This is a genomic window from Falsiporphyromonas endometrii (assembly GCF_042654485.1).
Lineage (GTDB): Bacteria > Bacteroidota > Bacteroidia > Bacteroidales > Porphyromonadaceae > Porphyromonas > Porphyromonas endometrii.
The window spans coordinates 1-12,041 of the sequence record NZ_JBHSGO010000166.1 but is presented as its reverse complement, the minus strand read 5'-3'; the positions used below and the strand labels follow the sequence as shown (position 1 = coordinate 12,041).

General features: G+C 39.9%; 9 protein-coding genes. 4 read left to right on the top strand and 5 right to left on the bottom strand.

Annotated features, from left to right (window positions below; genetic code table 11):
• Nucleotides 1–259: 259 nt before the first annotated feature.
• The 5 genes from ACFO3G_RS05330 to ACFO3G_RS05310 form a co-directional block, all read right to left on the bottom strand.
• On the bottom strand, nt 260–1,555 hold the full coding sequence (locus ACFO3G_RS05330; RefSeq protein WP_380078684.1) for an acetyl-CoA hydrolase/transferase family protein: 1,296 nt from the start codon (nt 1,553–1,555) through the stop codon (nt 260–262).
• A 229-nt stretch (nt 1,556–1,784) separates the two neighbouring features.
• Nucleotides 1,785–2,258 (bottom strand): 23S rRNA (pseudouridine(1915)-N(3))-methyltransferase RlmH, encoded by a 474-nt coding sequence (rlmH, locus tag ACFO3G_RS05325; protein WP_380078682.1) that lies wholly within the window; start codon nt 2,256–2,258, stop codon nt 1,785–1,787.
• Between the two features lie 266 nt (nt 2,259–2,524).
• Nucleotides 2,525–2,989 (bottom strand): DUF3127 domain-containing protein, encoded by a 465-nt coding sequence (locus tag ACFO3G_RS05320; RefSeq protein WP_380078680.1) that lies wholly within the window; start codon nt 2,987–2,989, stop codon nt 2,525–2,527.
• Between the two features lie 26 nt (nt 2,990–3,015).
• The gene (gene trpS, locus ACFO3G_RS05315; RefSeq protein WP_380078678.1) at nt 3,016–4,008 is read right to left on the bottom strand and encodes a tryptophan--tRNA ligase; all 993 of its coding nucleotides are present in this window, start codon (nt 4,006–4,008) and stop codon (nt 3,016–3,018) included.
• Nucleotides 4,009–4,765: 757 nt separating this feature from the next.
• A complete protein-coding gene (locus ACFO3G_RS05310) occupies nt 4,766–5,011 on the bottom strand; it encodes a hypothetical protein (RefSeq protein WP_380078676.1) in 246 nt (81 codons plus the stop codon).
• A gap of 212 nt (nt 5,012–5,223) precedes the next feature.
• Here ACFO3G_RS05310 and ACFO3G_RS05305 point away from each other — a divergent pair, with 212 nt between their 5' ends.
• The 4 genes from ACFO3G_RS05305 (at nt 5,224) to ACFO3G_RS05290 (ending at nt 11,363) form a co-directional block, all read left to right on the top strand.
• Nucleotides 5,224–8,034, top strand: a complete 2,811-nt coding sequence (locus ACFO3G_RS05305) for a DNA gyrase/topoisomerase IV subunit A (RefSeq protein WP_380078674.1) — start codon at nt 5,224–5,226, stop codon at nt 8,032–8,034.
• Nucleotides 8,035–8,039: 5 nt separating this feature from the next.
• The gene (locus tag ACFO3G_RS05300) at nt 8,040–8,891 is read left to right on the top strand and encodes a DUF3316 domain-containing protein (protein ID WP_380078672.1); all 852 of its coding nucleotides are present in this window, start codon (nt 8,040–8,042) and stop codon (nt 8,889–8,891) included.
• A gap of 583 nt (nt 8,892–9,474) precedes the next feature.
• Nucleotides 9,475–10,722: an AAA family ATPase gene (locus tag ACFO3G_RS05295; RefSeq protein WP_380078670.1), complete on the top strand. Its 1,248-nt coding sequence runs from the start codon at nt 9,475–9,477 to the stop codon at nt 10,720–10,722.
• Nucleotides 10,719–11,363, top strand: a complete 645-nt coding sequence (locus tag ACFO3G_RS05290) for an HNH endonuclease (RefSeq protein WP_380078668.1) — start codon at nt 10,719–10,721, stop codon at nt 11,361–11,363. The genes ACFO3G_RS05295 and ACFO3G_RS05290 overlap by 4 nt, the downstream gene beginning before the upstream one ends.
• Nucleotides 11,364–12,041: the final 678 nt, after the last annotated feature.

The window sequence follows — 12,041 nt, the reverse complement described above, 5'->3', positions numbered from 1 at the left end:
TGTCAGTTGATTCGAAATAATTTCTTTAATTTGTGTGCGTGTAAGATCCATACTGTTTATCGTTTTATTTTTTCTTTTTCAAAGATAATTGTCTTGGGTCTTACACACTTTTTCGGGACAGTATCAAAAGACCTTCTTAAACAATAAAAAAACCGCTTTTAGGCTATACGTGTCCGCCGACACAACCTAAAAGCGGTAATAGAACAAAGATTAGAAGTCCTAAACTCCTAAATCTTAAATCAAGATATAATTAGTTTTATCAGTAAAACCGTTTTTTGATTTCCATTTCTAACTCCGGTCTAAACTTAGGATGAGCAATTGAAGCAAGAAGCTCGGCTCGACGTCTAAGTGATTGTCCACGTAGACGTACCACCCCATACTCTGTAGCAACATAATCGATCTCAAAACGACCACTTGTCACACAAGCACCTTCAGAAAGAATGGGCACTATTCGAGAAGCTGTGCCTTTGGCAGCAGTCGATGGAAAAGCCATAATGGAGATACCACCTTTGGAGTATCTGGCTCCACGCAAAAAGTCTACTTGACCTCCTGTGCCACTATACTGTCTGTAACCAATCGTCTCAGAAGCTGCCTGCCCCATAAGATCCATCTCTATACAACTATTGATAGACACAAGACGATCATTCTTTCCGATTACATAAGGATTGTTGGTATAATCAACCGGATAGCACTCAATCATATCATTGTGATCCAAGAAGTCATAAAGTTCTTTGCTTCCAAAGATTAAGGAAGTTACCACCTTACCCGGATGAAGCGTCTTTTTTGAATTATTGATAAGGCCACTGCGAATAGCCTTCATCACCCCATCTGTAAACATCTCAGTATGGATGCCGATATCCTTCTTTCCTTCCAAACCGGCTAATACAGCATCAGGAATGCCACCTATTCCCAACTGCAAAGTGTCGCCATCATGAATAAGGTCAGCACAATGTTTGCCAATAGCCAATTCAATATCGCCAATCTTGGCAGCCGGAATTTCAAATATCGGCTCATTGACCTCTATAATATAGTCAATATTATCAAGATGTATAAAATTGTCTCCACCAATATAGGGCATCTGACGATTCATCTCAACAACTACAATCTTTGCACTTTGGGTTGCAGGTTTGGTATAATCGCATGAAACTCCAAAGGAACAACGACCCTCCTCATCGGGATAAGAAACTTGGACTACAGCAACATCTACAGGATAAAATCCTTCCCTAAACAATGCCGGCACTTCATGAAAATGACAAGGGACAAAATCTGCCCTATGCTCTTCATACGCAGATCTGGAATTACCCTCCAAAAAATTGAGAAATCCCCTGACATGCCCCTCCATCTCCGGCGCCAGATGGTAAGCCTTCCCGAAGTACAGCATATGAAAAACTGTAATATCCTCCAAAGATTCTCTAAGCTCAAACATAGCTTTCGAAAACCGCTCAGGAGCAGCTACAGCATGACCAAATACAACATTTGAATGAGGCTTAAGGGTCCTCATAACAGCCTCTTTAGCCGTGACAAAACGATCTTTATACTTTTCTTTCCAGTTCATACAGCTCTATACTGCAATTAAATTATCATTATTTCGATTTGAATATTTACAAATATAGCCATACCCATCAGTGTCAACAAAACAGGGCCTTAGGCAAAACAGTAAAAAAATGTCTGCCATAGGCACTACGGCATAGCAAACTTAACACTAAAAATCGAAAACAGTAGAACAAAAGATGAATGCTACTCGATAAAAACAGACTCAGAAGAGATACCAAAATCAATACCTCTTAGTCATGGTGATATGGTTCCTTATTTAAGATGGTGAAAGCTCTATAAATTTGCTCCACAGCAAAAAGCCTTACCATCTGATGAGAAAAGGTCATTTTGCTAAGAGACAGCAGAGAATTTGCCCGATCATAGACAGCCTTGGAAAAGCCGTAAGGACCTCCAATCACAAAGACGAGTCGTTTCAATGACTCATTCATTCGTCGTTCGATCTTCTCAGCAAACTCTCTACTTGTATAGGTCTTGCCATGTTCATCAAACAAAACAACAAAATCTGTAGGCTTCAGTCTGGCAATGATCTCTTCCCCCTCGGAAATTTTTTGTTGCTCAATAGATCTTGATTTGGAGGCCTTAACATCCGGAATAATATCAAAATTAAAACTAATGTATTTACCCAAACGAGAAATATAATTGCCAATCAAGTTGTTCAATTCCCGCTGATCGGTTTTTCCGACTGCAATCACAGTAAGTTGCATAATCTAATGTATAAAACTTAAAAAGATATTCGACCATTGAATAGGATCTCTTCTCACCGACATATTGGGATTGAAAAAAACTATATGATCTATTTGAAATACAAAAGGGGATAGCTCAAAAATCAAATATAAGCCTCAAACTTTCTCGATAAGACTTATCTTTTGACTTTGGAGATATCCCCAACAATTTATTATAAAGTCGCTTTACATCTCTCTCTGACAAGAGCAAGTCAAAACAACTCCTAAATCTTTCGCTATTGCTACGATCAGAATGGTAGGTCATCCATAGACTGCTGATCCGGCTCCTGAGGAGCTTGTGGTGCAGTACCAACCGTCTGTGCTGCAGTCATTGGCTGAGGAGCTACCGGCTGCGGAACCACTTGTTGCTGAACCATTCCCGGCTGAACCATTCCCGGTTGCATCATCACAGGCTGCATAGGCATTGCCATCTGCTGAACAAAACCTCTTGTTACATTCCACGCTCTCACATTGGTATACCAACGACCTTGATATTCGTTACTTTCAACATCAATATCTACAGTCAAATCTTCACCTTCCTGAATATTAAATTGCTCAATGCGATCGCCCCAAAGAGAGAAACAAATCTTCTTCGGATAATCTGTCGCTACTGTTTCCAAAACATACTCCTGCTTTTTCCAGGGTTTTCCGGATGCCTGTCCAACTCCGGACTGAAGCGGAAGCACATGAATAATCTTGCCTTGTATTTGCATTATATCTTGTATTTATCAATTAAACATTATCGAATCGGAGGGAATCCTATGATATGACGAACCTCCTCCAGAGTCTTCTTAGCACTCTCGCGCGCCTTCTCGGCACCTTCTCTTGCTACTCGTTCAAGATAAGATTTATTTTTGAATATATCTTCTATCTGATCTCTAATTGGAGCACAGAAGTTATTAATATCTTGCGCCAATTGCTTCTTCAAATCACCATACCTTATATTACAATTGTTGTAAGCCTCATCAAAAAAGTTGTAAGTCTCCTCTGTAGAAACCATCTGCATTAAGGTAAAGAGATTCTGAATGGGCTCAGGCTTTACACTGTTAGGTTCTGTTGGGCCGGAATCTGTCACAGCCTTCATTACCTTTTTCTTAATCTCCTTCTCGGTATCCGAGAGATAGATAGCATTCCCTTCACTTTTACCCATCTTACCGGAACCATCCAGACCGGGCACTTTCACTGCCTCTTTTCCAAATGTAAACGATGCAGGCTCAGGGAAAAAATCTACTCCATAGATTGTATTGAACCTTCTGGCAAACTTCCTTGCCATCTCCATGTTCTGCTCCTGATCTTTGCCAACCGGTACCTTGACAGCCCTATGCATCAAAATATCTGCTGCCATCAAAGTTGGATAAGTCAAAAGGCCTGCATTGACATTTTCAGGCTGCTTTCTTGCTTTATCTTTGAATGTCGTTGTTCGCTCGAGTTCTCCTAAGTAGGCATTCATATTAAGGTATAGATACAATTCCAACACCTCAGGTACATCACTCTGTACATATATAGTTGCCTTTTCGGGATCGATTCCGGCAGCCAAATATTCGGCAAGAATCGTATGGGTATTAGCAATAATATTATCTGGATGTGGATGTGTAGTCAGAGAATGCCAATCAGCTATAAAAAACTTACAATCATAGGACTCTTGCATCTTAAGGAAAGACCTTACTGCACCAAAATAATTTCCTAAATGTAACTTGCCTGTTGGGCGAATACCACTTACTACTATTTCCATAATACATTTGATTATTTAAATATGAATGAAGGAATAAAGAATCGTTTCTATACCATCTAAGATGCCTTCAATCCAAAATATGTTTCAAAGATAGAGGTTTTATATCGGAAATAGGTAGTGAACAAGAAAAATAAAGTTCCAATCAAAAGAGATACAAATTACATTTCCATCTTAATCATATTCGAATAGAAACATAAGATTGAAGCAATTACAAGTAAACAAACTTTATCTCGACTACCCGGACTAACAGGTATATTGTAGTGTTAGGATATGAAATGATAATGGATAAACGGAGTCTATACCAGAATGTATCTTGATTAAATCGCGGATAATTAGATAAATAGTGTTAATTATAAATCCTATTTTTCGGCCATAAAAACAGCATTTTTTGACCTTAAAAATGGGCTTATTTCAGAAAAAACAGAGCGGGAGTGGGAATTATTGGTATCGGCAAATGTTAAAATACATAAAGGGCGTTTTTAATTTGTCTTTTGGCGGCTTAAAAATCGACTTTAGGCCGCCTTTTTTGTAAGGTCGCGCGACTTGCAATCCATTCTCGCGCTACTTTGAACCTAACCTCGCGCGAGGTTGCACCCTAAGTAGCGCGACTTCGTATGTCAAGGTCGCGCGACAATGGATCGAAAGTCGCGCGAGAACAGATTGCTTCTCGCGCGAGCTTATTTGTTAAAATAGCGCATAAATAAAGCCCGTTTCGTACTAACAAAACGGGCAAAGTCGATAAGAAGGTCAGATGACCCTAACCCCGGAAGTTGCGATTTTGAAGTTGAATCAGTGTTGTTTGAGTCGCTTTTTTGGCATCAGATATGGTAACAGTATTTAACAAACAGAGGTTTCTCATCACGAGCTTCTCAGCCCCACGAGAAAGACCATTGCCGAGATCTGTTTGCTCCTTACCAATGAGACACAACTCTGTTGCCCGGAAGAGTGCTCTGCCAAGCCAACAGATAAATAAAAGCAGGGTAAGTAATATGATTATCTCCATGGTTTTTATTGCTTAGAGGCTAAGGTACTAAAAATGATCTGCTGTTGCAACTTACCAATAGTTGCTTATTTGATTAGGAATGACTTGTTTATTTGCCATATCTTCAAGTAGGTTAGGAGGAATTTTCTTCTCATCTCGCTTGTAATGTATGAGTAAAAAACAAATTAAGTATCTTTGTTTAGAAGCAGTCATATATAAGAATATTAGACCCAATGAAAGAGGATAATAATAACGAAGAACAGAAGAATAATATATCTAACCCTATCTCGGACAATTCAGAAGGTGAGCTTTTGTCAGCCGGTCGTGATGATGTAGCTGATGATGCGGTAGAGGGTGGCGATGCTATCCAATCTGAAGAAGATTTGAGCGAAAGTGTGATTTCTGAAAGTAGCTCTCGAGACAACCTTGTGATGCGTAATCTGGGAGGGATGTACAGAACTTGGTTTTTGGATTATGCCTCTTATGTCATTCTTGAGAGGGCCGTTCCTCACATTGAAGATGGTCTTAAGCCGGTGCAGAGGCGTGTTCTCTTTGCCATGCATACCTTAGCCACAGAGAGGATGACTAAGGTTGCCAAGATTGTCGGTGCAACCATGGCATATCACCCTCATGGCGATGCCTCTATCAATGATGCGCTTGTACAGATAGGCCAGAAGGGGTATCTCATCGATATGCAGGGTAACTGGGGTAATATTCTGACCGGAGACAGTGCGGCTGCCGGTCGTTATATTGAGGCTCGTCTATCACATTTTGCTCAAGAGGTGCTTTTTGATGATAAGGTAACTCATTGGAAAAGGTCTTACGATGGTTCGGCTGATGAGCCGGTGGCTTTGCCTGTCAAATTTCCTCTTCTTCTTTTGCAAGGAGCTGAGGGGATTGCAGTCGGTCTTAGCAGTAAGATTATGCCACACAACTTCAATGAGTTGATAGATGCTGCTTGCAACTACCTCAATGGAGAGGAATTTACTTTATATCCGGACTTCCCAACGGGTGGATTTCTCGACTGCTCCGACTATAATGACGGTCAGAGAGGTGGTAGGATCAAAAGCCGTGCTCGTATTGAGAAGATTGACAATAGGACTCTTTCGATTACGGAGCTTCCGGCGGGCAAAACTACTACGACACTTATTGATTCTATACTTAAGGCCAATGACAGGGGAAAGATCAAGATTAAGCAGGTGGTCGATATGACTGCTTCTGAAGCTGATATCAGAGTTATATTGCCCAATGGAGTTTCTGGCGATCAGACGATAGATGCTTTGTATGCTTTGACTGATTGTGAGGTTAATATCTCTCCCAATGCTTGTGTCATTGTAGATGAGAAACCCGAATTTTTGGGTGTTAGTGATTTGCTTCGCAAGAGTGTAGATAGGACCAAGGCCCTTCTGAAGTTGGACTTGGAGAATAGGCTGAAAGAGAAGCAGGAGCAATATTTTGGGGCATCGCTCGAACGAATTTTTATAGAGGAGAGAATCTATAAAGATGAAGAGTTTGAGGAGGCTAAAAATGAAACTGCTGCCCTCAACCATATTGATAAAAGGCTTGATCCCTGGAAAGATAAGTTTATCCGCCCGATTAAACAGGAGGATCTGAAGAAGCTCTTGGAAATAAAGATGGCGAGGATCTTACGGTTTAATATACCTAAGCATGAGGCGATGATGTTGCAGTTGGAGAAAGATATCGAAGAACTGAAGAAAAACATTAAGGAGATAGTGCAATACACCATTAACTGGTACACCTACCTTAAGGAGCAGTATGGTGCCAACTTTCCTCGCAAAACGCAGCTTGTCAGCCTCAGTACCATCGAAGCTACCAAGGTCGTGGCTTTGGACGAAAAACTGTATATCAATAGAGAGGAGGGCTTTGTCGGTACTTCTCTAAAGAATGACGAGTTTGTTTGTAATTGTTCGGATTTGGATGAGTTTATTGTATTCTTCCGTGATGGAACTTACAAGGTCATGAAGGTCGAAGAGAAGCTCTTTATTGGCAAGAAGGAGGTAATTCATATCGATCGATACGAAAAAGATCGTGAGAGGACTGTCTATAATGTTGTGTATCGTCATGGCAAGAAGGGTACCAGCTTTATCAAGCGATTTAATGTCACCAGTTATATTCGTGATAGGGAGTATGATCTTACGCAGGGTAAACCCGATTCGAGAGTCCTCTATTTTAGTGCAAACAAAAATGCAGAGGCAGAGATGATCAAGGTGATCCTTAAGCCTAAACCCAGACAACGGATATTCTCTTTTGACAAGGACTTTAGTGAGATTTTGATTAAGGCCCGTACGGCAAAGGGAAATATTCTGACGAAAAGCGAAGTGCATAAGATCTCTCTCAAAGAGAAAGGTTCATCGACCCTTGGAGCTCGTAAGGTTTGGTTTGACAAAGATGTACTTCGTATCAATTATGATGAGCAGGGGGAATTGTTGGGTAGCTTTATGCCCGAAGATAAGATATTGGTAGTTCTTAAGAATGGGGAGTCCTATCTGACCGGTTTTAGTGGCAACAATCATTTTGAGTCAAACCTTCTTAAGATCGAGCGATATGAGTCCGACAAAGTATGGACGGCTATCTATTTTGACGGAGATCAGGGATATACTTACCTTAAGCGCTTTAATATTGAGAATAACGATAAGCGTGAGTTTATTCAGGGAGAAAGTGATAAGAATAAACTTATCTTATTGACAGATACCCCTTATGCACGGTTTAAGGTGACCTTCGGCAAAGAGGACGAACATAGACTTCCTCTCGAGGTGGATGCCGAAAGTTTTGTAGGTACCAAAAGCATCAGAGCCAAGGGAAAAAGGCTCTCCAATTATGTTGTGGCGACAGTAGAAGAATTGGAACCATTGAGGGTGCCGGAGCCAACCCCGAAAGAAGAAGATAGTTCGTCGGACGAAGAGGAAGAACCTCAGCCCTTTTCTCAAGAAGACGACCAAGACGATGAGGAATTAAGAGATGAACTTTTGGGTATTCAGAGATTAAATTTTTCTGATGAAGATGGTTCTGTTGATAAAGAATAATTTCAATGAATAAACTGTCACTTTTCATATCTATCATCTTACTCTCTATTGCATTGTCCTATTCGCAAGAGAATCCTGTCCGATATATGCAGAATACCAATATGCTAAAGGTTGGAGGAAACTTCTTGAGAGATAGCTACTTGTCTCCCCTTAAGTATGGAGGAGTTAGTATTGGGTATGGATTTGAAAGTTATAGATTTCTTAGTGCCGGAGACCATTCATTGATATTGAGAGATGCAGGGGATATATCTTTTGACTTTGATGACAATCCTGCAAAAAATGCAAGTTTCTGGGGAATAGGGGTAAACTTCTCTATCAATCCTATGTGGAAGATTGTTGGTAATCTCCCGTTTAGCATATATGTCGGACCCGGGGTTAGAGCTTTTTTGGGTGGACTCTATTGTACAAGAAATGGCAATAATCCGGCTTCTCTTAAGTTGGGTGCAGATATTGAGGGGATGGTTTTGGCCACATATAGATTGAAGTGGGAGTCTTGTCCAATTTTGGCCTCTGTCTCATGGCAAACCTCATTGCTTGGAACTACCTTCTCAACACAATATGGGGAGAGCTATTATGAATTGTTTATGATCAGAGAGGGTAGTGGGGTAGCCAAAGGAATGAATTTTACTATCCCGTCAAAAGCATGGTACAATGAGATAAATTTGAACTTTGATTTCCCAATCAAAAATATAATGACCTTAAGAGCAGGCTATCAACTCTCTAACTACAATACAAACATCAACCATCTTCATACCTCCAAGCTGATGCAGTCTTTTGTAATAGGCTTCACAAGACACCTGAATGTGATCAAAGGAAAGGCTGCCGTCGAGAAGAAAAATGCAGAGCTAATTTTCTGATGTAAAGTTTGGTAGATTCGATTCGAAGGTTTCATTCTCTCTAAGAAGCTGTTTAAAAATTAGCTGATGGTACGTGATAAGGAGCGAAGTTTGTCGAGTGGTTCCTCCATGATGCCTTCGTTCTTCCATTTACAGAAATAGTAATACACACTTTGCCAAGCGTGCAAAATCCTTGGAAATCTTACGCATTGACAGCCGTTTTTAGAAGATACAGAACAGCATTCAGTATATTTCTGCGAGCGTATTTTTGCTTTCAATAAAACAAAGTAGATGGAAATCGTTTTGCGTCAAAATGGTATATTTGTAGTCAGTGATGGAGCGTTGATGATCTGCATAGGTGGCGATATTACTTGAAGTTACTTGGGAAATTGCCGATGACTTGATCGCCCTGCATAGGGAGCTATACTTCTGCGGTTTACCATTTTATCTTTAAGGACAATGGCTTTGCAGATGATAAGGCAAAGACCAGCTCACTTAAATCGCTCAAATCCGCAGGATTCCCAGTCGAATATTTCAATATTATATAAGCCCCCTTCTAAAGAGGGAAGTCAGAATGTTCAACGAATAGATAAGAGAATAGATTATGAAGAATTACATCAGCAAGATAAAGATTAATGATTTGCTCCACCTAAAAGGCTTGGAGATAGACCTCTCTAATCCCAAATTCCCTCACCTTATCATCACGGGGCGTAATGGTAGTGGTAAGACCACCCTCCTCAATGCCATGGCAGACTTCCTAGACAAGACTACAAAAGATAATAACTTATACTTCTTAAAGTATAGAGACTGGGTAGATTATACCAAAGAGAGGCTTCAAAGATGTAATACCGACATAGAAAGAGTAACCCTTCAACAAGAATTAAAGGAGAAAGAAAATTGGGTAGCAGACTTATATGGGAAGGTTGAACTCCTGCTAGATTTTGCAGATATATTACATTTGTTTCAAGAAGGGCAGTTTATTATTGCTTTCTACCCTGCTATGCGAGAGCCTAAGATTATAGAGCCTAAAAACCCCACAAAGCCCAACCTCACTACAACTAAAAACATAAGAGAATCTGCCACTTCTCAATTCCTTTACTTCCTCTCTGACCTGAAGATACAAGAGGCATTAGCGAGGAACGAGGGTCAGATAACAGATGCAGATGAGATAGCTCAGTGGTTTGGGGATTTTGAGAGGATGCTCAAGCATATTTATAGTGATGATGCGTTGAGATTGGAATTTAACTACAGAGATTATAGCTTCCGAATCAACTCAAGAGGTCAGTCTTTCAAACTAACTCAACTCTCTGATGGTTATGCCGCAATTATAGAGATTATAGCGGACCTGATTCTAAGAATGCAGGATAAAGAGAGTTTATCTCGTGTCTATGACAAGAAGGGGGTAGTGCTGATTGATGAGATAGAGACCCACTTGCACCTCAAGCTACAGAAAGAGATACTTCCTTTCCTTACGACAGTATTTCCTAACATCCAGTTTATTGTTACCACACACTCTCCTTTTGTGCTTAGTTCACTCCCTAGTGCTATGGCTTATGATTTGGAGCATCAAGAAGAACTAACTGACCTAACGGAGTACTCCTTTGAGGCCCTATCTGAGGGCTACTTCCAGGTGAAGTCACAATCTAGCTACATCATGTCGGAACTTAATCGTCTGAAAGAACTTGTGCTACAAGAGAGATCTCTAACAGAATCAGAAAAGATAGAAGTAAGAGAGATTATTAGGAACTTTGATAGTATCTCAGAGAGTGTTCTTCCTGCACCCAAGGGTGAGTATAATGCCTTCTATATTGGCCATGCAAAGAGGATTAAAGAGATTTTGGAGGAGGTATGATAAGAGTAAAAAAGAGCTATCCCGAGGTTTTTAATGAAAAAGTGAATCCTCGGAGTGAAATGGTCAATGGCACGCTACTTACAGACCAGCATGGCAAGTGCTATCTCTGTGAACGAGTCACAACAACGGACTATGAGGTGGAACACAGAATGGCTCGTAAGGATTATGAGGAGCTAAAATGTGAATGGAGTAATCTACTACTCGCTTGTAGCTACTGTAATCGTAAAAAAGGGAATAGGTACAATGATATAATAAACCCACTACTTATAAATGTAGAGGATAAGTTAAAGCAGGAGATAGACTTCGGAAATAAACAGATGGTATTCTCCATTGTGGGTAATAATAGTAGCCCTGAACTATGTGCCACCATTAGGCTTCTTGAGGAGCTATTTAATGGAAAGAATGGACTGAGGAAGATTAGAGAAGAACGCTTCTTTGAGTATGCACTTCGCAAACTTAAAGAATTTCAGAGTGTAGTGGTGAACTACATTAAGGAGCCATCTGATGAGCATGCCAATGAGGTGCGAGTATTACTGGATATCAAAGAGGAATTCTTAGGGTTGAAGTATTGGATTATCAAGACTAATCCTATGCTGGAGAGGGAGTTTGGAGAGGATATTATTTGGAATAAGGTGCGATGAGACTAAAGGTTGAATCAAATCTTCTTTGCTAGATGGATGGAGAGTGTCAATCGCTTTACCGTGTTCTTGTCAAGTCCTCCTACAGCATCTGCATAATGTGACGCCTTTATTCTTCCATTTGCAGAAATAGTAATACATGCTTTGCCAAGCGTGCAAAATCCTTGAGTGATTTAATATATTAACACCTTGTATAAGATTATTTTTTCAATTAAGTATTATTGTTGTTGTCTGACAAAAAAGCATTATCAAGATTGAGTCATAAATCAGCATTTGATCCAGGCGACTGCTTTATGGAACGAAAGGTTTGCCTAAATGGACGGTTTCTCTTTTTTGAATATATTGAAAGGTAGGTCGTAAGATAAAACTAAGCGTGATTTACAGACTAATGCCTAAGAATAGGTAGTACTGTTTAGTTAGAGAGAGAACTGTTTATATGAAATCCAAGTTTGCTGAACTGCCAAAATTTTTATCAGCAATCATTAAATATAAATAGCTTCAATAATTGTGATAATTGTTTTTGCGGAAAGAATAATTACCTTCGCGACGTTTTATTAATCAATACTTCGGTAAATTTTTACCGAAAAATTAAAAGTTAAACAATAGAACTGACAAAAGTCGGTTCGAAAACACTAAAGAGATCATTGAAATGTTGTCAAAACGAATGGTTAAGCATGAAGA

Bases quoted from the DNA above. Each gene is read 5' to 3' on its own strand.
- ACFO3G_RS05300 (WP_380078672.1), top strand. From the start codon at position 8,040: ATGAATAAACTGTCACTTTTCATATCTATCATCTTACTCTCTATTGCA.
- ACFO3G_RS05290 (WP_380078668.1), top strand. From the start codon at position 10,719: ATGATAAGAGTAAAAAAGAGCTATCCCGAGGTTTTTAATGAAAAAGTG.
- ACFO3G_RS05310 (WP_380078676.1), bottom strand. From the start codon at position 5,011: ATGGAGATAATCATATTACTTACCCTGCTTTTATTTATCTGTTGGCTT.
- ACFO3G_RS05330 (WP_380078684.1), bottom strand. From the start codon at position 1,555: ATGAACTGGAAAGAAAAGTATAAAGATCGTTTTGTCACGGCTAAAGAG.
- rlmH (WP_380078682.1), bottom strand. From the start codon at position 2,258: ATGCAACTTACTGTGATTGCAGTCGGAAAAACCGATCAGCGGGAATTG.
- ACFO3G_RS05305 (WP_380078674.1), top strand. From the start codon at position 5,224: ATGAAAGAGGATAATAATAACGAAGAACAGAAGAATAATATATCTAAC.
- ACFO3G_RS05320 (WP_380078680.1), bottom strand. From the start codon at position 2,989: ATGCAAATACAAGGCAAGATTATTCATGTGCTTCCGCTTCAGTCCGGA.
- trpS (WP_380078678.1), bottom strand. From the start codon at position 4,008: ATGGAAATAGTAGTAAGTGGTATTCGCCCAACAGGCAAGTTACATTTA.
- ACFO3G_RS05295 (WP_380078670.1), top strand. From the start codon at position 9,475: ATGAAGAATTACATCAGCAAGATAAAGATTAATGATTTGCTCCACCTA.